We start from the raw sequence: 21409 nt of genomic DNA, 5'->3' as shown, positions 1-21409 counted from the left end.
AAAAGATATTAAATTTATATAATATATAAATTCAAATCATAAAATAGGTGGCAATGATATTAAAACTCATTGCCTGCAACTTTTTTTTAACTGTTATGTCGATCATATTTTAGCTTGCAGTCGCTGCATTCATGCATACATGGGGTTGTATTCACGTACCGGTTTTTTATTGCTGTGATTGTTGTTATTGGCAGCATTTGCTTTAGGATCTGACAGATTTGTTGCTATTACTCCGAGGAACTCCTTTTCTATAAGCGAAACAGCCTCCTTGCTGAGCCCTTTTTGCTCAAAAATCAGATTATTTTTTTCGTTATATACGGATATTTTCCCTTTCTCGGTATCTGATACAACTTTCCAGATCCTATCGACAGGTTGGATCCATGCCCAGACGCCCATATATAACACCTCCTTTTATTATTTTATCTATCCGTTACCTGATAATCACATCAGGTTGCTCTTTTGTTGCTGGTATAGTAGTTTGGTTCTTTCTCTATTTAAATTTATCTCTTATAAAAAATTTTAATTATAATGATAATAGTCATGTACATCATGATTGCGGCCGTATAAGATATAATGAATCTGAGAAAACAATATCAGTGATGGCTCTCATGCCCGATCTCTATCGGCTCACATTCAGCGCACTCGAATTGCAGCGTAGTATGCAGTATGCTGAACTTCTCCCTCAGCATGCGGCTGATATTACGTATCAGGACATCTGTCTGCTGGGTATGGATCCTGTCCACGAGAACATGGGCGCTCATCGCATGTATATTGGAGCATATGCTCCAGATATGGATGTCATGCACTCCTTTGACGCCTTCTACCTGCAGCATTATATCTTTTAGCTTATCGGCATCGACATGTTTTGGCGCGAACTCAAGCAGGATACGTGCGGAGCCGAATATGAGCCTGACGGAACCGTATAGCAGCATTATACCGATCAGAATGCTAAGCACCGGGTCAACAATGGTTTTTCCTGTGAAAATGATTACAACAGCACCGACTATTACCGCTACCGATGCAAGGGCATCGCCAAGCACATGGAGATATGCTCCCTTGATATTGAGTTCATGATGACCATGCAACTTTAAAGCCGCCCAGGCATTAACTAACAGTCCGACAGTTGCGATCACCACTACCTGAACGCCTTTTACAGGCGGGGGGTTCAATATCCTGTCATAGGCTTCGTAAAAGATGAAGAGGGAGACCACTACGATGGTTATTCCATTTATTAAGGCAGCAAAAATCTCAAACCTGTGGTAACCGAAGGTAACGCTCCTGCTGGAAGGGCGGGCTGATATCCTTATTGCGCCGTATGCAAGGAGCAGTGCTACTACGTCCATGAAGACATGGATCGAGTCCGAGAGAAGAGCCAGGCTGTTGGATATTATCCCTCCCAGGAATTCCATGATGAATATGACTGCTGTCAGGAGAGCTGCGATTTTCAGATTTTTATGAACTTCGTTCATATTTTACCTTTTCTTTTAACGATATATAGTTGATTGGCGTGACGATAAATAAAATATTTCTATCAGAAATTTAAAATATTGCCATTAATTCCTTAGATGCCCATTTCAGATAACATTTCTTTCTAATATTAGTTTTCAATAAACTGTATACTTGCGCCTGAATTAAAATACAGAATCTTATCCTTTGGGAGACTTCTCCAAAAGGTCATGATATAATTTTATAACCAGCTTTGCTTCAGCGTTTTCTTCATTCAGGGCAAAGGTTCTTACTTGCCTGCCGAGCCCCTTTTCTACAACGATATTGTTTTTAACAAGAGGCTCTATAACCCTTGCTACGCTTGAATGCGATAACCCGGCCTCCCTGGCTATCCCCGATAAGTGGGTAAACTCGCTATTATGCCCTATCAGGTTCTCCAGTACAAGCGTCCGGGCTGTCCTCCCAAATATCTTTTCAAGCATAATCCCCTCATAATTCAGGTTTCTACCCTATCCGGCTGTATAGTATTCTGCCAGTTCACCCCAAGGATTTCAAATCTATTAAGCAGGGTGTATATAACCTCAATCTGCCTGCCTGAGAAGCCCGCTTTCAGCAGCTTCGCCCTGTCCTGTTGGAATCCGAGTATTTCTTGTGTTGTTGTGTAATCCTGTGGTAATCGACTCAATAGTATCACCTATCACTTCTATTCGGTAGTTGGAAGCGTTGGTGGACAATGGGGGGGGGGGTGGGTTTTTATAGAATAGACACTTCCAACCGAAATAATGATGGTTAGTAACGCATATATAGTTTGGTATATATTAAATAATAACTAAAACAATATATAAATTATATAAATAGTTAGTGATATAACACATGAAAAGTAAACGTGGGAGTATGTTAGAGTTAAAAGTCAGAAAGCTTGGGAATAGTTTGATAATTACGATACCGGCAGAGATTGCAAAGATGTATGGAATTGTCGAAGGGTCAGCAATCGAAGTCATTCCTGACAAGGATAAACTAATTATGCAAAGCAAAAAACGGTGAGGTCACGAAAGAGACGCTGACTTCTGATCCTGAAATAAAATGATTAACTTTTAAAAATGTTGAAGTGTACAAAGCATAAGCTTTTCTATCGGTAACGCTTCGTAGCATGCATGCTCGTCGAACAGGTATATCTTGAGAACGGATGCGCGCTTGGCTTGAAGCTGGATATGGAACATGCTCCGCTGCTTGTTATCAGGGCGAAAAAAGGTTTTGTCATGTGCGGGTATCTTAATATGGAAGTAGCTAATAAACTGGGGGATGTGGCTGTGAGGGTTACGGGCGTGAAAAGCTTTGAGGATGTCCTGAATGCAAAGGCTGTGGATGTTTCAGAAGCTGCAAAAAAGCTTGGCATAACTGCAGGCATGACGGCAAAAGATGCGCTTAACAAGATGATTTAATTGTTCATTTTGTCCGGCACTGTACAAACATCCAGTTTCCTGCATATCTCGCATTCTTCCCTGCACGGCTCGATATGTATCAATATCGAAAGGTTGGGGATTTTCTCCTTGATATCCTTTTCAAGATGGTTGCAGAACTCATGAGCATCTACTACTGGCTGGTTCCTGGGGACTACAAGATGCAGATCGACGAACCTCTCCGCACCCGACATCCTTGTACGGAGATTATGGAAACCGGCATATTGCGAATAATGGTCGGCAATGACGGATTTAATGAGTTCCTCTTCTTTATCTGAAAGTTTTACGTCCATGAGTCCTGAGATGGAGCGTTTTGTCAGGTTGTATGATGCCTTGATGATAAGTAGGGCTACGAGCACTGCCAGAATCGGGTCAAAAATAGGGTTCCCTGTAAGTTTTATAAGAACAAGACCGATAAAAACCCCGATCGATGTATACACGTCAGTTGTAAGGTGGCAGGCATCCGCTTCAAGAGCAATAGATTCAGCTTTCTTCGCGATATTCATGATCTTCCTGGAAACAATGAAGTTCACGACCGCCGATATACCCATTATTACAAGACCTGCGCCAATGAGATCAACCTCACCACCTGTTGTTATTTTTTCGCCAGCCTTGAAAAGTATGATTATGGCAGCTATGAAAATAAGCAATGCTTCGACAGTTCCGGAGACGTTCTCGAACTTGCCATGCCCGAATTTGTGTTCAGCGTCGGCAGGTTGTCCAGCTTTTCTTACGGAATAATTGGCGATAATTGCAGCCAGAAGGTCAATACCCGAATGAAGGGCTTCCGAGAGTACGCTTATGGAGCCCATGAAAACGCCGACTATCAGCTTCATGAGTAGCAGGAATATATTGGAATATATAGAAAGCCGCGCTACCGATGTGATCTCTTTATGGGCGGCCAGATATTTATGGTTTTTATCCGCCATTTATTCTCAATTTATTATTAATAGTATAAAGGGATATTTATCCAAGTTATGAATTATATTATTTATAATATTAATTCAGGACCTTCCATTTAACAAGAATCCCGTCATCAAGTTTCTCGCATGATATGAGCGCCAGCCTGCAAAATCCACCTTTACAGCCTTCTCCATCCGCAAGCGTCGGCGCTGTCCTGCCTCCGATTATGATATTCCCGATGAAGGTATAAATCTCATCCACAAGCCCCTGTGAAATAAGCCCCCAGTTCAATGTCGCGCCTCCCTCTACCATCAGGCGGTTGATGCCGCGCGCTTTTAATTCAGTAAGAAGGCGCTTAAGCTCCACGCCCGTTTCACCGGCGGTTATTATGTCAGCGAGCTTTGAAATCTCCTCTACTCTCTCCTGCGGCGCGCTTTTCGAGACTGCTATTATCCTTCTGCCATCGCCTTTTTTGAAAATATCCGCATCTATCGGTGTTCGCGCCAGGCTATCGACTACAATTCTCACCGGATTCTCATCCCGTCCCCCGGCGCGCCTCTTTTCCCTGCGCTGCGGCGATTTTACAGTAAGGCTGGGGTTATCGGAGAGAATAGTGCCGATGCCTACCATGATAGCATCCGAGGATGCCCTGAGCTCGTCCATGCGGTCAAAGTCTAGGCTGCCTGATATCCTTGTTTGCCGCCGCTCGATTGTGGCGATCTTGCCGTCGGCGCTCATGGCTGCGTTGATGAAGACGAAGGGGCGGGTGGGGTTGTATTGATTATCTGGCATGGCTTTCTCTTTATACCTGGATGCTGAAATATCTAACTGCTTCTCTTCTTTTCATAAGTAGCTTCAATGTACCCTCTCAATCTCTTTTACCTTATCAAAATTTCGCTGATGATAAGGTCGGAGACTATAAATGAGTCTTTGTTTTTCCCGGCTGCTCTCAGGGCATCGTGATGCCACCTGTCCTTCACTCTTGCCAGCGCAATAAAATACGAGGAATCGGCAAATATCATTTAAACCCTTTCTGGAGCGATTTCTTGGATTCGACTGCATCCCCCTCAGTTTTTACAATCCCGACTATATCCTTCAGCGCTCTTTTTTTCCGTACCTGCACCAGTATCCCTCTTTCATTTTCCGTCCATTCGGGAATATCGCCTGGCATTATTTTGTGATTTTTTTTTCTTACTTGGCTTGTACAACCGTCTGATAACTCTTTGAGATTACGGTTTCACTAAGCATTTTGTATTTACAAGATGTGGTATTTTTCAAAGTATTTAACTTTTGTTTCGGGGAAACTCAGGCGTGTGAAATTCGTGCGAATCATGCTTAATATAGTGTTAATCTTATGAAACAAGAATACCTCATAAAACAGCAGGATGAAACTAATTATTTAGAAAATATGATTTTAGAAAATATTGTAAGCACATTGGATGCTCATGTAGGAGCTATCGCCGCAATTGCAGTAATAGCTCTTGTTTTATCCAACATAATTTTGGCATATGTTAATTTAAAACTATGGCGCACGCAGGATAAACCGTTGCTATATTTTTGTCCACATACAAAGGTCTATGGCGTGGATGTATTTTTTGAAGGATTGTATGTTAAAAACATTGGGAAGGGTCCGGCTTTTAATATAAATTTCGATATCGTTCCAATTAACGGAATAGTTTTTAAATACAATGTCGATAAAAAGAATTATCAGGAGCAGAGTTTTGATTTAAAAGAACAAAGTGACCATAATATTAAACTTAAATTCATAACATCTTTAGCTCCTGATGAAGAAAAACTTGTATTCGGAAATTTTACAGAGTCAGTTCAGATCAATGAAATTCAAATAAAAGAACTCTCATATACGGACATAAACGGTATAAGAAGACATCAAAAATTGCAAATTATACGTTCTTAATAAATAAAGCACGGTCTTTTTTCTATTAAGGAATTCCTGCGGCCTGAAATGCCTTAAAGTACTTTATCGTTTCTTTCAATCCCGCCTCAAGTGAAACCTGCGGTTCCCATTTGAGGAGCTTTCTCGCTTTTGTGATGTCAGGTCTTCTTTGCTTCGGGTCATCGACAGGCAGTTCTTTAAAAGCGATCTTTGACCTGCTTCCTGTAATCTTCAGGATTATTTCCGCGAACTCAAGAATAGTATGCTCTTCAGGGTTGCCTATATTCACAGGCAATGTATAATCCGACATCATCAATCTGTAAATCCCCTCGATCTCATCGCTAACGTAGCAGAAACTTCTTGTTTGCGAGCCGTCCCCGTACACTGTAATCTCATCTCCGCGCAGAGCCTGGCTGATAAAGTTCGGAACCACTCTCCCATCTTTCAGGCGCATCCTCGGTCCGTATGTGTTGAATATTCTCACTATCCTCGTATCCAGCTTATGGTAGCGGTGGTACGCCATGGTAATAGCCTCGGCAAACCTCTTTGCTTCATCATATACTCCCCTGGGACCTATCGGATTGACATTGCCCCAGTACTCCTCAGGCTGGGGATTCACAAGCGGGTCCCCGTAAACCTCCGAGGTTGATGCGAGCAAGAACCGCGCCCCTTTCTCCTTTGCAAGCCCGAGCATATTATGGGTGCCAAGCGCTCCTACTTTTAAGGTCTGTATAGGCAATTCCAGATAATCTATAGGGCTTGCCGGGCTTGCAAGATGGAAAATGAGATCTATTTTCCCATCCAGGTAAAGAGGCTCTGTCACATTATGTTTTATAAACGAGAACTCACTGGTTTTTATGTGAGCTATGTTCCGTTCATTACCTGTGATAATACTATCCACGCAGATAACTTCATGCCCTTCTGCCAGTAATAAATCGCAAAGATGCGAGCCGAGAAATCCTGCCCCGCCTGTTACTAATGCTTTCATATCAAGTTACCTGCCTTACTTTTGACTGTATTATAGAATTATTGTTCAGCTTCAACAAGCTGTTCATGAAGGAGTTCAGATGCAAGGTAACCGGGAGATTTACCTTTTTTTCTGGCACTCTCCTGAAGCAGCTCAGCCGTACTCTTATCCAGTTCTATCAAATAATGTCTCTTTTTGAGATCAACCTTTACTTCTACTTCTTCAAGTGCATCCATAAAGTCTATACTATCATGTGTATCCCAGAATTCAGCAGCTTCTTCGTATGTTTTGAATTCTTCCACTGTAACATTATGCTTTTTCTGTATTTTGGATATAAACTTATCTATCCAGATAATCTCTTTTAACCACATAATACTATCTACAAGCGTGTTATGAAATCACAATTCAATCTTTTTCGTCTCAAAACTCGATCAATGATGAATCCCCTATATTAAGGGAGTTATGTTTCCCGTGAACGCTGGCGTCATCCCCGACAATGGACTTCTGGAGATTAACATTTGATATGCGGGAGCGGGAGCCTATCACACTGTCCGAGATTATACTGCTCTCAATATTAGAATCGCTTGCGATGGACGCATGCGGACCTATCACTGAATTTATTATCGTAACATTATCGCCAATTGCGACCGGCTGGATAATCACAGAATCTTTTAGCTGGTATACAGGGTCTATGTCCTCTTTCTCATCCAGAAGCACGCGGTTTGTCTCAAGCAGCGATTCATGGTGTCCGCAATCGTACCAGCTTGAAACCGGGAACGGTTTAAGGCAGCATCCCCTGATCAACATCTCCTGCAGAGCATCCGTAAGCTGGTATTCTCCCCGCGTGAGCGTATTTTTCCTGATCATCTCTTCAAGTATCGATAAGAGAACGCGCGTTTCCTTGATAAAATATACACCTGCAATACCAAGTTTGGATTTTGGGCGGCTGGGTTTTTCTTCCAGTTTTTTAATATATTCGCCATTCAATTCGACAATACCGTATTTTCCGGGGTCGCTCACTTCCCGCACGCCTATTGAAGCGGAACAATCGCCATTATTTAAATGATGCCTGTAAAACTCAGAATAACCTGCCTTGAATATCATATCCCCGAGTGCGATCATTATATCCGAATCGCCGATCTCATCCTTTGCTACATAAATAGAATGACCAAGACCAAGCTGCTCTTCCTGGTCAATATATCTTATATTAAAAATATCCGAATAATTCTTATCCACATAAGATGTAATTTGCTCTTTTTTATATCCTACTATCATTATTATCTCTTCAGGCCTGACATCTTTCATCCTGTCAAGTATATGACCGATTATGGGCTTGCCTGCTATGTACACCATCGGTTTTGGCTTCGTGAACGTATGCGGGAAAAGGCGCTTGCCCGCACCCGCCGCAGGTATGACCACTTTCATGCTCACACCCGCCCGTACTCGTCATCGAACCTGACTATATCTTCCTCCTCAACAGCATCCCCAAGCTGGACTTCTATTATTTCCAGGGGGAGCTTTCCGGGATTGGATAGCCTGTGTTTTGTACCGGCTCTGATAAATGTGCTTTCTCCTGGTCGCAAAAAAAACTCTTCTTCATCCATCAGCACATGCGCCATGCCCCGCACGACAACCCAGTGTTCGCTTCTATGGTGGTGCAACTGGAGGCTCAACTTCTTTTCCGGCATGACCGTGATATTCTTTATCTTATGCCTTTCCGAACTTTCAAGAACCGTGTATGAACCCCACGGTCTGTAAACTGTATCATGAAGGTATGCCCTCTCATCATTCTTACGTTTAAGCCCGGTCACAACATCTTTTACTTTCTGGCTGCTGCTTCTGGGGCACACGAGCAGCGCATCCTGCGTATCCACAACGACCATGTCATTAACATCAATAAGAGAGACAAGTTTGTCGGGTCTTGAGTATATCAGGTTACCGGTCGAATCTATCAGGACATTATCACAACCATATACGGCATTTCCGGAAGCATCTTTTTCAAATTCATCGTACATTGCACTGAAGTTCCCAAGGTCGCTCCATCTCCCATCAAGCCTGACGACAGCAACCCGGGCTGATTTTTCCATTATCCCATAATCAATGGAGACCGAAGGTATGTTACTGTAGATCACATCCATGTCATCTGATGCTTCAAACGCCTCAAGGACAGAAGGCTCATGTGTTTTGAGCTCAGCGAAAAAAACGTCCGTGCTGAACAGGAACATCCCGCTGTTCCAGAGGCATCCCTCCTTTACAAATTTTTTAGCTTCTGCAAGCGCGGGTTTTTCCCTGAACTCCGAGACCCTGTATCCGGTCCCGACCGGTTCGCCTGGTTTTATGTACCCGTAGCCGGTATGCGGGGAACCTGGCGATATCCCGAAGGTTATAAGATATTCGGAAGTCAGCGTTTCTGCGCCAGCTATTGTTCCCATGGCACTTTTATCCAGTATATGGTCTGAAGGGAAAACACCTGCGACGGAATTACCGTATTTTTTCTCGATTTCCCGCATTCCGAAACAGATCGCCGGGAGCGTGTTCATTCCTTTCGGTTCGATGAGTAGGTTCCCTTCAGGGATATCATGCCCCAGTTCCTCTATCTGCCCTATGACAAAAAATTTTTGTGACTCGTTGGTTACTACAAATATCTCCTTAATGTCTGATATCTCAAGACACCTTTGCAGGGTATCCTGAAATAATGAGGTTTTGCCAAGTTTTAAGAATTGTTTCGGATATTTCTCACGGCTCAGGGGCCAGAGGCGTGTGCCCGAGCCTCCTGCGAGTATTATTGACTTTATGTTTTCATCTCCTCGATTACGACACATTGTTTACCAGCATAAGCCTACATATTCAACATCCTTTCTCGGCATTAGCATATGCCGCCCATCTATTATAAGCCTGTTTGTCATAACGTTGAATTCCCTGTCAAGGGACTTAAACTCATCCCATTCTGTCATTACCAGGCAGGCATCTGCACCTGACAGGGCATCTTCGGCTGAGCTGTGGTACCGGACATTGCCGAAGAGTTTTTTCATGTTCCCGTTCGCCATGGGGTCATAGGCAGAAACGTCTGCCCCGTTATCGAGCAATTCTTTTATTACAGGTATCGACCTTGATTCCCTGATATCATCTGTATCGTTCTTGAAAGCAAGTCCCAGGACCGCGATTTTCCTCCCTTTCAGACTGCCAAGCCTGCTCTTCAGTAACTGCACCATCCTGCCGGGCTGCCTCTCGTTCACCGTAATTACCGATTTAAGCAGTACCGGCTCATATCCGATTTCCTTTGCCTTGCCTATAAGAGCCTTTACGTCCTTCGGGAAACACGAGCCGCCAAAGCCCGCACCTGCGTTTAGAAAATACTTTCCTATCCTGAAGTCCTTTCCAATGGCGGACATGACTTCGTAGGTATCTATATCGAGTTCCTTGCAGATATTCCCGACTTCGTTCGCAAACGATATCTTTGTGGCAAGAAAAGAGTTATTCGCATATTTTATCATCTCGGCAGTGCGCGGGTTTGTCCCTGTTACTTTGCAATCAAGCCCTTTGTAAAGGGAAGCCACGATATCGCCTGATCTTTTATCCAGCGAGCCGACAACTATCTTATCAGGATGCATGAAATCATATACAGCCTTTCCCTCGCGCAGGAATTCAGGGTTCATGACAATCCCGAAATCGCCTGCGCGCTTCCCCGAGCGTTTCTCTATGATGGGCAATACTACCTTTTCCGTTGTTTCGGGCACGACAGTGCTTTTTACGACGATAACGTGATAGCCTTTTTTCGCCCGCAGCGAATCGCCCAGGCTCGCGCTTGCTGCCTTAACGATGCCCAGGTCTATGTTGCCATCAGGGTCCGAAGGGGTACCCACGCAAATAAATGACACATCCGAGTTCATTACAGCAAAATCGTAATCCGAAGTCGCACTCAATCTCTTCCCGGCATGTTTCTTCAAAAGCCCTGAAAGCCCTTCTTCATATATTGGAGCTATTCCGGCGTTTATCCGGTCTATTTTTGATCTATCCACATCAACGCATATCACTTCATGACCGAGCTCGGCAAAACATACAGCACTGACGGTACCGACATATCCTGTCCCGATTATTGAAATTCTCATAGGTGATTTCTTTCCCAACTCCTAACTCTGTTAAGGAATATTAATTTTATTGCTTGAGCCACGTTAAGCTAATAAACCTGATAAGCTATTATTCAGGTTATGAAAGCAGTAATTCTTTCAGCCGGAGAGGGACTCAGGTGCCGTCCCCTTACGCTTACCCGCTCCAAAGTGATGATACCTGTTGCGAACAAGCCTTTGCTTGAACATGTTATAAATGCGGTAGCCCAGAATGATATCAGGGATATCATTCTCGTAGTCGGATATCAAAAAGAACGTATAATGGACTACTTTGGCGATGGCATAGAGTTCGGGGTAAACATTAGTTACGTATTCCAGGATGCCCAGCTGGGCACAGCGCATGCTGTAAAACAGGTCAGGGAACTGGTAGATGGTGATTTTCTCGTCCTTAACGGTGATAATCTGATCAATGCCGGTACTATAGCCGACCTCCTCGCAGGCAGGGGCGGCTCTGTCACCCTGCTTGCCGTCGAGCAGGAGCAGACTTTTGGCTATGGTGTCGTGATCCCTGATAACAACCGGGTTAAACAAATACTGGAAAAACCGAAAGAAGTCGTAAGCCATCTTGTGAACGCAGGCATTTACATATTCTCAACCGAGATCTTTGATGAGATTGGCAGGACTTCCCTCTCCGAAACAGGAGAGTATGCAATTACAGATACGATCCAGCAGATGATTACCGACGGAAAGATTGTCAGCATGGTAAAATCAAAGTCCATGTGGATAGATGCAGTTCATTCATGGGATTTCCTTAAAGCCAATGCTGTCGTCCTGGAGGAGAGCAAAAAAGATCTGAAGGGAACAATTGAAGAGGGCGCTACCATAAAAGGGAATGTGATAGTAGGAGAGAACAGCCTTATCCGTGGAGGATGCTATATCATAGGTCCGGTTATTATAGGGAAAAACTGTGATATAGGACCGAATACTGTCATTTTGCCTTCTACAGCGATCGGGGATAATACTTCTATCGATTCTTCGGTAGAGATCCAGAACAGTATTATCATGAATGATGTCCGGATCGGAAGTAACTCATATATATCCAATTCCGTTATCGGTGCCAATAATATTATAGGTCCGCACCTTTCAATAGAGGTGGGCAGGAACCTCATGATCGAGATGAAAGGGATTCTCCACCATGCCGACCTGTTAGGTACCGTGATGGGGGATGATAATAATCTGGCTAATCGTGTCCTGATCAAAGCCGGAAAGATGATCGCGAACGGTTGTAATGTCGAGGCTGGTCTGATAGTGTATAAAGATATCCCTCCTGCTTCTATAGTGGTATAAAATATGTGTGGAATTGTGGGATATAACGGAAGGAGGAAGGCAGCTCCAATACTTATTGATTCTCTGAAGAGGCTTGAGTATCGCGGCTATGACTCGGCTGGAATTGCTGTTTTCAATGAAAGCGCCATAGAAGTGTATAAAGACAAAGGCAAAATAGCCGATGTGGAAAAAACGCTTCCGGAGATTACAGGCACGGTTGGAATAGGGCACACCAGGTGGGCAACTCACGGGAAGCCGAACAAAGTAAATGCCCATCCACATGTCTCCGGGAATGTCGTTGTGGTCCATAATGGCATTATAGAGAACTATGAGCAGTTAAAGGATAAGCTGACAGGGTCTGGATATATCTTCGTCTCTGAAACTGATACGGAAGTCCTGGCGCATCTCGTTAACTACTACTATAAGGGCGATCTTACAGATGCTGTCTTTTCAGCCCTTAAAGATATTAAAGGGTCGTATGCAATAGCGGTTCTATGCGGCAGCGAACTTGTTGCTGCAAGAAAGGATAGCCCTCTTATTATAGGGATTGGCAGCGATGAGAACTTTATAGCCTCGGATATACCTGCTATTTTAAAATATACGCGGAAAATAATCTACCTGGATGACCTTGAGGTTGCCACTGTTACTCCGGACAGTGTAAGCTTTTTTGATTTTAATAAACAGCCGGTTGAGAAAAAGATAAACAACATCGAATGGGACATGGAAGCCGCTGAAAAATCCGGGTATGAACATTTTATGCTCAAGGAAATACACGAACAGCCCAAAGCGCTTCATGAGACGTTCGCAGGCAGGATCTCAGAACTTGAAGGCAATATCAGCCTGGACGGTCTTAACCTGACGGAAACGCAGGTAAAGGGCATCCCCAGGATAAGTATCATCGCATGCGGCACTTCGTTCAATGCCGGTTTGCTTGGCAAATACCTGTTTGAGCATCTCACCGATGTTCATGTCGATGTCGAGATAGCATCCGAGTTCAGGTATGCCCATTCCTCTCCAGGCTCTCTGGTCATTGCAATAACCCAATCCGGGGAGACCGCAGATACTCTTGCGGCTTTACGTGAGGCGAAAGGCTTCGGGTGCAGGACACTTGCGATCACAAATGTGGTGGGAAGTACTATTACAAGGGAAGTTGATGGCGTTATATATATAAGGTCAGGACCGGAGATCGGGGTTGCGGCGACAAAGACTTTTGTATCACAGCTTGGTGTGCTGTACCTTCTTGCCTTCTATTTTGGGAAGTGCAAAGGAAAGCTAAGTTCAGACAGTATAAAACGCATGCTTGCGTCCCTGAAGCGGATACCCGCCCAGATAACCCGCATCAACAGCAATAAAGAGATAATAAGGAAATACGCTGAAAAATTTTCAGCATCAAACGATATATTTTTTATCGGGCGTACCTTTAATTACCCGATAGCTCTGGAGGGGGCCTTAAAGCTGAAAGAAATATCCTATATCCATGCAGAAGGCTATGCGGCAGGCGAACTGAAGCACGGTCCTCTCGCTCTGATTACAAAGAATACTCCCGTTATTGCAATCGCAACAAAAGGGCTGATATATGATAAGATGGTCAACAATATCAAGGAAGTGAAAGCAAGGGAGGCGCCTATCATAGCTATTGCGGATGAAAAAGATACGGAGATTGAAAAATATGTGGACGCTGTGATAAAGATCCCGGCGACCGAAGATATACTATCCCCGATTCTTGCAATAGTTGTGATGCAATTATTCTCGTACTATACTGCAAGGGCGCGGAATTGCCCCATAGACCAGCCGAGGAACCTTGCTAAAAGCGTTACAGTGGAGTAAATTATGTTCGGTTCATCAGGTATCAGAGGCGTCGCGAACAGCGAAATAACCCCCGGGTTCGCGCTTAATTTCGGAATAGCTGTGGGAAGTATCTACCCCGAGGTCATGGTAGGTCATGACCCGCGTGTACCGGGCGAGATGATCGAACATGCCGTCGTAGCGGGTCTTCTCTCAGCCGGCTCTAAAGTGATTAAAGCCGGCATGGTCCCGACTCCCACTCTCGCGATAGCATCAAGGAATTACGGATGCGGTATCATGATAACCGCTTCGCATAATCCTGCCCGGTATATCGGGATGAAGGTCTTTAAAAACGGGATGTCTTTTGATACACGGCAGCAGGAAGAGATAGAAGAGATACTGAAGAATGAAAGTTTCAGTTATGCCGGCTGGGAGAAGACCGGCGGTCTGAGTACAACGAAAAGCGCCCTGGGGGAACATAGCGGGAGCATTTTGAGAAATGTCAGCAGTGCCGGACTGAAAGTCGTAGTAGATTGCGGCTGCGGCGCTGCTTCGGTGCTCACTCCCTATGTCCTGAAAGAGATGGGCTGCGAGGTAATAACCCTCAATTCCCAGCCTGACGGGCGGTTCCCGGGCAGGGAGCCTGAGCCTGTTGATGAGACCCTTGGAGTGCTGAAAAGCACGGTCAAAGCTACAGATGCTGATCTTGGCATAGCGCACGACGGGGATGCCGACCGCATGATGGCTGTGGACAATATGGGACGCTTTGTCAGCGGAGATAAGATGCTGGCTTTCTTCGCCTCCAGGGAAGCTAAAAAAGCCATAGCTGTACCGGTTGATACTTCAAGAGTTATTGATGATATCTTAAATGGGGTGAAAATATCACGCACAAAGGTCGGGGACGTGTATGTAGCGCAGGAGCTCAATAAAATAGGCGGGGAATTCGGCGGTGAACCCTCAGGCGCCTGGATCTTCCCAAAGATTTCGTTATGTCCCGACGGTATTTATGCAGCCGCACGGCTGGTTGAATTAGTGGAGAAGGAAGGTAAGTTCAGCAAACTGCTTGATTCCATACCTGAGTATCCGGTGAAACGGGGAGCTTTCCCGTGCCAGGATAAAAAGAAAGCAATGGCTGAAATAGCCAGTAAATTAGGCGGGCTTGGTGCGGTCAATACGCTGGATGGCGTCAGGGTAGATCTTAAAGACGGATGGATACTTGTACGCCCGAGCGGCACCGAGCCCAAGATAAGAATAACAGTAGAATCCGCTAATAAATGTGACGAACTGTATGATACGGCATCTGAGATCGTCAGGAGGGCTATACATTGAAAGCCGTTATACTCGCAGCGGGAAAAGGGACAAGAATGGGACCGCTTACTGATAATAGGCCCAAGGTAATGCTGCCGGTAGCGAACAGACCTCTGCTTGAGCATATAATCGTGATTCTAAAAGCAGCAGGCATCCGGGAGATTTTGATAGTAACCGGATACCTGAAAGAAAAGATAATGGAGTATTTTGGAGACGGCACAGGGCTTGGTATGAACATAGAATATATCGAGCAGCAGGCTCAGAAAGGGACTGCTGATGCTGTTGCAACTGTCAGGAGATGGACCGGGACTGACAGGTTCCTTGTAACGAACGGCGATGTGCTTGCAGGCATCCAGGACATCAAAAGGCTATGCACTACAGAGGGGGATGTGGTTTTAGCTGCAAAAAAGGTTGCCGTCCCGCGGGAGTACGGCATATTGTACGTAAAAGGCAAAAAAGTGGAGAAACTCGTTGAAAAACCGGAAAAGCCTGCCTCCGATCTTGCAAATGCTGGTATTTACGTTTTTGACCCTGTTATATTTGAGGCTATCGATAATACTAGTTCTTCTTCCCGCGGAGAGTACGAAATCACGGACTCAATACAGTTCCTGATAGATTCAGGCAAAGAAATAAGATTTGCAGAGTTTGAGCAATGGCAGGATATAGGGTTCCCCTGGCATCTTCTCAAAGCCAACGAGACGATGCTGAACGATAGTGAGGATATCCAGTGGGATATAAGGGGCGAGGTTGAACCCTATGCGACCCTGAAAGGGAGCGTTGCTGTTGGAAAGGGTACTATCATAAGGAACGGGGCTTACATAACCGGGCCAGTGATTATCGGAAATAACTGCGATATCGGACCTAACTGCTACATCAGGTCTGCTACGACTATCGGGAATAACGTAAGGATCGGGAATGCCGTGGAAGTAAAGAACAGCATCGTGATGAACGGCACCCATATCGGGCATTTAAGTTATGTAGGGGATAGCATTATCGGTGAGCGATGTAATTTCGGGGCAGGTACCAAGGTTGCGAACCTGAGACATGATAACAGGACTGTAATGGTCGAACTTGCCGGAAAAAGGTTCAATTCAGGCAGGAGAAAGCTGGGAGTTATAATGGGGGACTATGTGCATACAGGCATAAACAGCATGATGAATGTGGGTACGACCGTAGCCAGCGGGGCGTATATCAATCCTGGTGAGTTTATACTTTGAATATAATTAAACCCGGTATACTATTAAACCGGCATCAAACCAGGTCGATCTGAATTGCCTTTCCTCCCATCACTGCCTCTTCGCTTACTGAAACTGTCCTGGAGATGTTGGCATTTTGAATGATATAATCGCTCGTGGGTTTAATCCCGTATTTGCTTCCCTGCGTAGAGTAGGGAACTTTGATCTCATATCTACCGTTATTTGCTTTTGTTTGCCCTGTGTAAACGAATGTCCTGCCCTGGTTGGTTACGATATTCAGAGTTACTTTGACATCCCCGTCTGCAGACGTTTTCCCTGAGAGCGTGGCACCGGGCACGTATTCAAATATCTTCACGTACTTTATATCCGGGCTTTTGATAGCAGTGGTTTTTGATTCATAAACAAGGCGGTAGCGGCTTAACCCGTTGCCGTCAAAAACATGAAGACGTGATAACATGGTAGAGAAGAAATTACTGTTCTCATTATTTACGCTGCGTATCTGCGCTTCTTCAGAAGGGGTTTTCGCCCCATAGTAATCATTCGGATTCCTGCCTGCCATCATTGCAATGGATTTGAATTTAAGCTTAAGCATCTGGGCATCGGTAATCACAAAACGGACTTTCCTTTTATTAAGAACCTCGTTTGCTGCGTTTTCGTCCGGCTCTATCAAAAAGTGCGCTGCATCCTCTATGCCCGTTTGAAAGTTGTTTGCCACCACCGGGCGCTCTGAAAAGTACAAAATCCAGTTGCCGTAATCCCACCAGCTCATAACGCCGTACTCTGCAGGTTTATCGGGAGCTTCGTAATAGCTGGTGTGAGGGCTGTTATCCTTCAACCACCTGAACGACTCCTGTAAATCAGGATCCGGCGCAGGGGCGTTCAACGTTGCCATGGATTTTACGATGGTAATATTGGAGATAGCAAGAAGAGTAACCAGTATCAGGGCTATGATCGGACGATTATCGGATACAGGTTCGGATGGTCTCTGGCGTTTTTGCTTTTTTTTACTGACTGCGGTTTTTCTCTCAGGTGAGAGCAATTTTGATACTTCGAAGATAAAGTATGCTGAAAATATCGCGATATTCACAGCCAGAAGGTATATAAAACGCCTCTGAAGAATCGTAAGTGCCAGCACTATCAAAGTCCACACAACTAAAAATACAGCTTCGGAGGGATATTTTTCCCTGACTGTTTTCTTAATGAAATGTATAAAAGCAAGCAATGCGATAAAAAAGCCGAACGTAAAAGCGTACCACACATAATCCAGCGTAAATCCTGTAGCAGGATTAATAAATAATGGAACAGCCTCCTGTATTGTACCAAGCACGCCGCCGCCGAAAAGATATGTTATCCCGCCGCTTGCGGATTGATAGAACTGCGGGAAAATGAATACAAGTGAATACAATGCGGCCGCAAATATAAAAACAAGTAACAGCAGGTGATACCACCATTTTTTAAAATGCGCCCGCTGCATCAATGCAAGAAGAACGCATAAGATGAAAAATACTGCCAGGAATCCGACATGGAAGAGGGATGGTAAATATGAGTTAGTATCAAACCCGTTACCCTGGCTTATGGCAACCGGTGTAATAATCAGCAGTGAGATAAGAAAAGTTATCCCGCCTGTTAAAGCAAGATAATCTGAATTCCTGTTTGAATACACGTTGAATACAAATTGAATAAGAATGAATACACCGATAAGCCCGACAAATATAGGGGCGCCGTTCCATGTGAAAATAGCGAGGGCAAGTACAATGCCTGTAAGTATTGAGAACGGCGATTTTTTCAGGATCCCCGTCCAGGAATCAAAAGATATATTTTCTTTCTCAGAGCGCTTCATTGCAATGATGAAGAAAAGATATGCAGCCGTGGATAGTAAAGTTTCAGCTACATGATGGTCCGCATATCCGAGGAACGAAACATATACATGTGCAGGTGTTATTGCAAAAATTCCTGCACTCATAAGCCCGATGCGCCAGTCAAAGAGCCTTTCGGAAATGAAAAATACAAGCAGTACGGTAAGCACCCCGAGAATGGGCGGGATTATTGCTGCTGTTGCTTCTATAGTGTAAATTGAAGGTTTGCCCAGACCTGCTATGAGCGCGATGAGCGCGATGAACTGGTCATATAATGGCATCCACCCTATCTTTGACCCGTAAGGGAAGTCAATGTATGAATCAAAAGAAATTGCATTCGGAAAATGTAAAACTGTAAATAAAATGCGACGTACGTGATAGTAGGTGTCGGCTCCAAGGAACGTAATGTTCCCATTTGAGAAAACTATCGGGAAAACGGATAGCCTGATAACCAGTGCCAGGAACAATATGGATAACAGCATTTTGAATCTGTGTTTCTCTATGAAAGATTGTATACTCATACACTCCGTCTCTGAATAGATGTTTAAAGAGCTAATAGGTATAAAAAAGTATCTAAGCAGCAGCTTGTTGGGCTGCTGCTATGAATCTTGCCTGTGTACTAATTCCTGTCAGGCAGATTACATAGATCACTTGGACAGGAACATTTTCACAAGATACACTCCGATACCGATGATGACAAGGCTGAATATTGATTTTACGAGTGCCACATAGCGGTAGTCAAAAAGGGATGATATCGCATCCTGCATACAGCTATGTTTACGAGCTTTTTAAAAGAATTCTCTTCTACACTCTTTTGCTCATCGTTCATTTGATCTACCTTTATTCCTCATTCTTATGCCGTACACCAGCAGTATTCCTATCAGTGCAGTCGCTAATCCGAATCCGGGTTCTTTTGGCGTAGCGATCGGTTTACCTTCTTCTATGATTACATAGGTCATGGGGGTGTTGAATTTTATATTGTTCAGCTTTACTTTCTCGTTAACATTTCCCGTGACTATCGTCTTTCCGCTCTCAATAACGTTCATCGAGAAGCTATACTCTTTATTTCTTGGGAGCACAAAGCTGATTTTGCCCCTTACACGGTTAGTGCTCTTAACCACGCCAAGTTCATCGCTCTGTGTATAAGCCGTGTATGGATCCACCCGCGCAGTCACTTCGACTGTCAGGGGCTGTGAATCGCCTCCCTGGTTGTATATGCCGGGGGAGATCTCCACAACAGCGCTTGTTGCATCATTGACGAACTTCGTGATCACAAGGTTCATGTCGGTCAGTTTGATATCAGCGGGCTGACCCGGGCCAGGGGTTGCTCTCACGTTAACTGGAGTAGAGTATTGTGCCAGGATTTTTGCACCTTCAAGCACCTGTACCTCAATACCGTATTCGCCGGGATTGGAGACTGTCAGTGACACACTGTTGGAGTACGAGGACTTGCTTTTAATGTATCCAATGTCCGAATTCTTTTCTGCAACAATGAGATTTGTTGAAGGTTCCCTTATCTTCACCTGTAGAGTTAGTATTCCAGTATCAGTATTCTGGTTATTCTGGACATACGGAGTTATTGTTAGTTTTGTGCCATCTGCCTGCGGCGAAGACATCACGTCTACCGATGTGATCATCACATTATCGTATTCCTTAAGGCAGCCGCTAAAAATAAGGCTGCCAAAAATAAAAATTAAAAATAAAAACTTTGTATGTTTCATTTCTGTTAGAGTTTCACTTTGAGCGTCAGTGTCTTTGAATCTAACTCGTGACCTTCGTTATCAAGAAGCTTTACGACCACATCGGTCTCACCGTTGGGCGCATTCTTCAGTATCGGGAGTTCGACTCCGAGAGTATATGAAGTGCCTCCCTTTGCCATCGCTTCCTTGACAGGGACTGTTTTGTTGGTACCTATTCTTTTTTCCGCCACATCTATGAACACCTTCAGGGAATTCTCATCGATCGTAGTCCTCCCTTCATTTTTAACCGAGAAGGTTATTGTGGCGTTATCACCTTTACCTATCGTCCATGTCGTCACTTCAGCCTCTGTGATATTCTGTATCCCTTTCACAAAACCCACGAATTGAAGCATTGCATTCGGAAGTACGGTCGTTTGCACAGGAACCGCCTTTGTTTTTATCACGGGAGCCCCCTTATCATCTTTCCCGGATGCGTATGATAGGGTCAGTGTTGTGGTGTTAGTAATTTCCTTGAACCCGGGCGCCTGGACTTTTGTATTGAGAGTGACTGTAGCCTGGTCTTCATTTGTTCTTGCGGGGATATTGACATTCCCGGCTGAGAGCACAGTGAAAGGATCCATTGATGACACTTTTACAGAATCGATTGCTTCGGTTGCATTATTGGAGACGCTAACCGATATGTCTTTTTCCTGAAACTCCTTCATCATCAGAGGTGCTATTTTCACAGTAATGTCCTCGGGGTTAACAGGACTTATTGTCGATACACATCCTGATAAAAGGATTATTGAAATGATTAAGAGTATTGCTAATTTATTCATTATACCACCGGCCATTATAATAACGGCTGATTATAAATAGATTTTGATTAATCACGAAAAAAGATAAAAAGTGAAGGGATTTCTCCCTTCGATTGTTTATTTTACTTTCTCTGTCTCAGCACAAGGAATGCTACTGCGAGCAAGCCTGTGACTGCGAGTGTTACCTCAAAGCCCGGCTCTTTCGGAGTGGCTGTTGCTGTTCCTGCTGGTGGCTTCTCTGTCGTTCCAATTGCTGTAACTGCTGTTACACCTGTGGTTGGCACTGCTGTCACATTCGTTGGCACTGTTGCTGTAACTGTTGCGCCTACACCTGCAGTGGCTGTTGCTGTTACTTCTGCACCGCTAATCTCGTAATCCACCTTGGGGTAGAATCTCAGTATGTCGCTGTCTGCTACCTGGAACTTCATGTTGCCCATGAGGTCCTGTGTAGAGTCTTTGGTCAGACTGACATCTGTATCTGTGTTCTTGAGACTGAGAGTCTTAGCCGCCTGGTCAATGGATGCGTCCTTGAATATTCCATAGGTATCCGAGCTCTTGACCTGCGTCACAGAGGTTGAGATTGCCCATGTAAATCTGAGCTGCACCATATCGCTTGTCGCACCTGCGAACACGCTGTCCACATAGGTCACGAACAGAGGTACATCGGTTTCGCCTGCAATGCTCTTCTCAACATAGGTGTATAT

The 21409-nt window shown here is 44.5% G+C and carries 24 protein-coding genes; 7 read left to right on the top strand and 17 right to left on the bottom strand.

Annotation, left to right across the window (positions count from 1 at the left end; translation table 11 throughout):
* Positions 1-129 precede the first annotated feature (129 nt).
* From MNV_RS06110 to MNV_RS06095, 4 genes are all read right to left on the bottom strand, one after another.
* A complete protein-coding gene (locus MNV_RS06110; RefSeq protein ID WP_096204483.1) occupies positions 130-396 on the bottom strand; it encodes a hypothetical protein in 267 nt (88 codons plus the stop codon).
* Positions 397-593: 197 nt separating this feature from the next.
* The gene (locus tag MNV_RS06105; RefSeq protein WP_096204481.1) at positions 594-1469 is read right to left on the bottom strand and encodes a cation diffusion facilitator family transporter; all 876 of its coding nucleotides are present in this window, start codon (positions 1467-1469) and stop codon (positions 594-596) included.
* A gap of 177 nt (positions 1470-1646) precedes the next feature.
* Positions 1647-1928, bottom strand: coding sequence for a hypothetical protein (locus tag MNV_RS06100; RefSeq protein WP_096204480.1), 282 nt, complete (start codon positions 1926-1928; stop codon positions 1647-1649).
* A 14-nt stretch (positions 1929-1942) separates the two neighbouring features.
* The gene (locus MNV_RS06095) at positions 1943-2131 is read right to left on the bottom strand and encodes a hypothetical protein (RefSeq protein WP_096204478.1); all 189 of its coding nucleotides are present in this window, start codon (positions 2129-2131) and stop codon (positions 1943-1945) included.
* A gap of 188 nt (positions 2132-2319) precedes the next feature.
* On the opposite strand from MNV_RS06095, the gene MNV_RS06090 reads away from it, so the two are divergent.
* Together MNV_RS06090 and MNV_RS06085 are read left to right on the top strand one after the other, a co-directional pair.
* Positions 2320-2490 (top strand): AbrB/MazE/SpoVT family DNA-binding domain-containing protein, encoded by a 171-nt coding sequence (locus MNV_RS06090; RefSeq protein WP_096204477.1) that lies wholly within the window; start codon positions 2320-2322, stop codon positions 2488-2490.
* Between the two features lie 110 nt (positions 2491-2600).
* On the top strand, positions 2601-2888 hold the full coding sequence (locus tag MNV_RS06085) for a YunC family protein (protein ID WP_096204475.1): 288 nt from the start codon (positions 2601-2603) through the stop codon (positions 2886-2888).
* Here the strand turns inward: MNV_RS06085 and MNV_RS06080 are convergent.
* The 4 genes from MNV_RS06080 to MNV_RS19415 all read right to left on the bottom strand — a co-directional run bounded on the left by MNV_RS06080 (position 2885) and on the right by MNV_RS19415 (position 4980).
* Positions 2885-3835, bottom strand: coding sequence for a cation diffusion facilitator family transporter (locus MNV_RS06080; protein WP_096204473.1), 951 nt, complete (start codon positions 3833-3835; stop codon positions 2885-2887). The genes MNV_RS06085 and MNV_RS06080 overlap by 4 nt on opposite strands.
* Before the next feature lie 70 nt (positions 3836-3905).
* Positions 3906-4601, bottom strand: a complete 696-nt coding sequence (locus tag MNV_RS06075) for a 2,5-diamino-6-(ribosylamino)-4(3H)-pyrimidinone 5'-phosphate reductase (RefSeq protein WP_096204471.1) — start codon at positions 4599-4601, stop codon at positions 3906-3908.
* Between the two features lie 86 nt (positions 4602-4687).
* On the bottom strand, positions 4688-4831 hold the full coding sequence (locus tag MNV_RS19420; protein WP_179293828.1) for a hypothetical protein: 144 nt from the start codon (positions 4829-4831) through the stop codon (positions 4688-4690).
* Entirely contained in the window at positions 4828-4980 is a 153-nt protein-coding gene (locus tag MNV_RS19415) for a hypothetical protein (protein WP_179293827.1), read from the bottom strand. The genes MNV_RS19420 and MNV_RS19415 overlap by 4 nt, the downstream gene beginning before the upstream one ends.
* A 183-nt stretch (positions 4981-5163) precedes the next feature.
* On the opposite strand from MNV_RS19415, the gene MNV_RS06070 reads away from it, so the two are divergent.
* Positions 5164-5724: a hypothetical protein gene (locus tag MNV_RS06070; protein WP_096204469.1), complete on the top strand. Its 561-nt coding sequence runs from the start codon at positions 5164-5166 to the stop codon at positions 5722-5724.
* A gap of 25 nt (positions 5725-5749) precedes the next feature.
* Here MNV_RS06070 and MNV_RS06065 read toward each other — a convergent pair whose 3' ends face one another.
* The 5 genes from MNV_RS06065 to MNV_RS06045 are packed head-to-tail and all read right to left on the bottom strand — an operon-like array spanning position 5750 to position 10779.
* Positions 5750-6691, bottom strand: coding sequence for a UDP-glucuronic acid decarboxylase family protein (locus MNV_RS06065; RefSeq protein WP_096204467.1), 942 nt, complete (start codon positions 6689-6691; stop codon positions 5750-5752).
* 38 nt (positions 6692-6729) lie between these two features.
* Positions 6730-7041, bottom strand: a complete 312-nt coding sequence (locus MNV_RS06060) for a CopG family antitoxin (RefSeq protein ID WP_096204465.1) — start codon at positions 7039-7041, stop codon at positions 6730-6732.
* Positions 7042-7090: 49 nt separating this feature from the next.
* Entirely contained in the window at positions 7091-8095 is a 1005-nt protein-coding gene (locus MNV_RS06055) for a nucleotidyltransferase family protein (protein WP_096204463.1), read from the bottom strand.
* Between the two features lie 2 nt (positions 8096-8097).
* On the bottom strand, positions 8098-9492 hold the full coding sequence (locus MNV_RS06050; RefSeq protein ID WP_096204461.1) for a mannose-1-phosphate guanylyltransferase/mannose-6-phosphate isomerase: 1395 nt from the start codon (positions 9490-9492) through the stop codon (positions 8098-8100).
* A gap of 3 nt (positions 9493-9495) precedes the next feature.
* Positions 9496-10779, bottom strand: a complete 1284-nt coding sequence (locus MNV_RS06045) for a UDP-glucose dehydrogenase family protein (RefSeq protein ID WP_096204459.1) — start codon at positions 10777-10779, stop codon at positions 9496-9498.
* 99 nt (positions 10780-10878) lie between these two features.
* Between MNV_RS06045 and glmU (MNV_RS06040) the strand changes: the two genes are divergently transcribed.
* The 4 genes from glmU (MNV_RS06040) to glmU (MNV_RS06025) are packed head-to-tail and all read left to right on the top strand — an operon-like array spanning position 10879 to position 16373.
* The gene (gene glmU, locus MNV_RS06040; protein ID WP_096204457.1) at positions 10879-12084 is read left to right on the top strand and encodes a bifunctional sugar-1-phosphate nucleotidylyltransferase/acetyltransferase; all 1206 of its coding nucleotides are present in this window, start codon (positions 10879-10881) and stop codon (positions 12082-12084) included.
* A 3-nt stretch (positions 12085-12087) separates the two neighbouring features.
* Positions 12088-13890 (top strand): glutamine--fructose-6-phosphate transaminase (isomerizing), encoded by a 1803-nt coding sequence (gene glmS / locus MNV_RS06035; protein ID WP_096204455.1) that lies wholly within the window; start codon positions 12088-12090, stop codon positions 13888-13890.
* A gap of 3 nt (positions 13891-13893) precedes the next feature.
* Complete coding sequence (glmM, locus tag MNV_RS06030) at positions 13894-15177, top strand: phosphoglucosamine mutase (protein WP_096204453.1); 1284 nt, start codon at positions 13894-13896, stop codon at positions 15175-15177.
* The gene (gene glmU / locus MNV_RS06025) at positions 15174-16373 is read left to right on the top strand and encodes a bifunctional sugar-1-phosphate nucleotidylyltransferase/acetyltransferase (protein ID WP_096204451.1); all 1200 of its coding nucleotides are present in this window, start codon (positions 15174-15176) and stop codon (positions 16371-16373) included. The genes glmM and glmU (MNV_RS06025) overlap by 4 nt, the downstream gene beginning before the upstream one ends.
* Before the next feature lie 34 nt (positions 16374-16407).
* Here glmU (MNV_RS06025) and MNV_RS06020 read toward each other — a convergent pair whose 3' ends face one another.
* From MNV_RS06020 to MNV_RS06005, 4 genes are all read right to left on the bottom strand, one after another.
* On the bottom strand, positions 16408-18729 hold the full coding sequence (locus MNV_RS06020) for an oligosaccharyl transferase, archaeosortase A system-associated (protein WP_096204449.1): 2322 nt from the start codon (positions 18727-18729) through the stop codon (positions 16408-16410).
* A 297-nt stretch (positions 18730-19026) separates the two neighbouring features.
* Positions 19027-19929 carry a DUF7490 domain-containing protein gene (locus MNV_RS06015; RefSeq protein ID WP_096204447.1) on the bottom strand — a complete coding sequence of 301 codons (903 nt, stop codon included), beginning with the start codon at positions 19927-19929 and terminating at the stop codon, positions 19027-19029.
* Positions 19930-19934: 5 nt separating this feature from the next.
* Complete coding sequence (locus MNV_RS06010) at positions 19935-20726, bottom strand: hypothetical protein (protein ID WP_096204445.1); 792 nt, start codon at positions 20724-20726, stop codon at positions 19935-19937.
* Positions 20727-20827: 101 nt separating this feature from the next.
* On the bottom strand, positions 20828-21409 hold a 582-nt coding region (locus MNV_RS06005; protein WP_256999968.1), incomplete at its 5' end, for an S-layer protein domain-containing protein.

Origin of the sequence: Candidatus Methanoperedens nitratireducens, from assembly GCF_900196725.1 — an archaeon.
Classification (GTDB): domain Archaea; phylum Halobacteriota; class Methanosarcinia; order Methanosarcinales; family Methanoperedenaceae; genus Methanoperedens; species Methanoperedens nitroreducens_A.
This window is presented reverse-complemented; position numbering and strand designations above follow the sequence as displayed.

Excerpts from the sequence above, each read along its gene's own strand:
- MNV_RS06110 (WP_096204483.1), bottom strand. The coding sequence starts at position 396 with ATGGGCGTCTGGGCATGGATCCAACCTGTCGATAGGATCTGGAAAGTT.
- MNV_RS06105 (WP_096204481.1), bottom strand. The coding sequence starts at position 1,469 with ATGAACGAAGTTCATAAAAATCTGAAAATCGCAGCTCTCCTGACAGCA.
- MNV_RS06100 (WP_096204480.1), bottom strand. The coding sequence starts at position 1,928 with ATGCTTGAAAAGATATTTGGGAGGACAGCCCGGACGCTTGTACTGGAG.
- MNV_RS06090 (WP_096204477.1), top strand. The coding sequence starts at position 2,320 with ATGAAAAGTAAACGTGGGAGTATGTTAGAGTTAAAAGTCAGAAAGCTT.
- MNV_RS06085 (WP_096204475.1), top strand. The coding sequence starts at position 2,601 with ATGCTCGTCGAACAGGTATATCTTGAGAACGGATGCGCGCTTGGCTTG.
- MNV_RS06080 (WP_096204473.1), bottom strand. The coding sequence starts at position 3,835 with ATGGCGGATAAAAACCATAAATATCTGGCCGCCCATAAAGAGATCACA.
- MNV_RS06075 (WP_096204471.1), bottom strand. The coding sequence starts at position 4,601 with ATGCCAGATAATCAATACAACCCCACCCGCCCCTTCGTCTTCATCAAC.
- MNV_RS19420 (WP_179293828.1), bottom strand. The coding sequence starts at position 4,831 with ATGATATTTGCCGATTCCTCGTATTTTATTGCGCTGGCAAGAGTGAAG.
- MNV_RS19415 (WP_179293827.1), bottom strand. The coding sequence starts at position 4,980 with ATGCCAGGCGATATTCCCGAATGGACGGAAAATGAAAGAGGGATACTG.
- MNV_RS06070 (WP_096204469.1), top strand. The coding sequence starts at position 5,164 with ATGAAACAAGAATACCTCATAAAACAGCAGGATGAAACTAATTATTTA.
- MNV_RS06065 (WP_096204467.1), bottom strand. The coding sequence starts at position 6,691 with ATGAAAGCATTAGTAACAGGCGGGGCAGGATTTCTCGGCTCGCATCTT.
- MNV_RS06060 (WP_096204465.1), bottom strand. The coding sequence starts at position 7,041 with ATGTGGTTAAAAGAGATTATCTGGATAGATAAGTTTATATCCAAAATA.
- MNV_RS06055 (WP_096204463.1), bottom strand. The coding sequence starts at position 8,095 with ATGAAAGTGGTCATACCTGCGGCGGGTGCGGGCAAGCGCCTTTTCCCG.
- MNV_RS06050 (WP_096204461.1), bottom strand. The coding sequence starts at position 9,492 with ATGTGTCGTAATCGAGGAGATGAAAACATAAAGTCAATAATACTCGCA.
- MNV_RS06045 (WP_096204459.1), bottom strand. The coding sequence starts at position 10,779 with ATGAGAATTTCAATAATCGGGACAGGATATGTCGGTACCGTCAGTGCT.
- glmU (WP_096204457.1), top strand. The coding sequence starts at position 10,879 with ATGAAAGCAGTAATTCTTTCAGCCGGAGAGGGACTCAGGTGCCGTCCC.
- glmS (WP_096204455.1), top strand. The coding sequence starts at position 12,088 with ATGTGTGGAATTGTGGGATATAACGGAAGGAGGAAGGCAGCTCCAATA.
- glmM (WP_096204453.1), top strand. The coding sequence starts at position 13,894 with ATGTTCGGTTCATCAGGTATCAGAGGCGTCGCGAACAGCGAAATAACC.
- MNV_RS06020 (WP_096204449.1), bottom strand. The coding sequence starts at position 18,729 with ATGAGTATACAATCTTTCATAGAGAAACACAGATTCAAAATGCTGTTA.
- MNV_RS06015 (WP_096204447.1), bottom strand. The coding sequence starts at position 19,929 with ATGAAACATACAAAGTTTTTATTTTTAATTTTTATTTTTGGCAGCCTT.
- MNV_RS06010 (WP_096204445.1), bottom strand. The coding sequence starts at position 20,726 with ATGAATAAATTAGCAATACTCTTAATCATTTCAATAATCCTTTTATCA.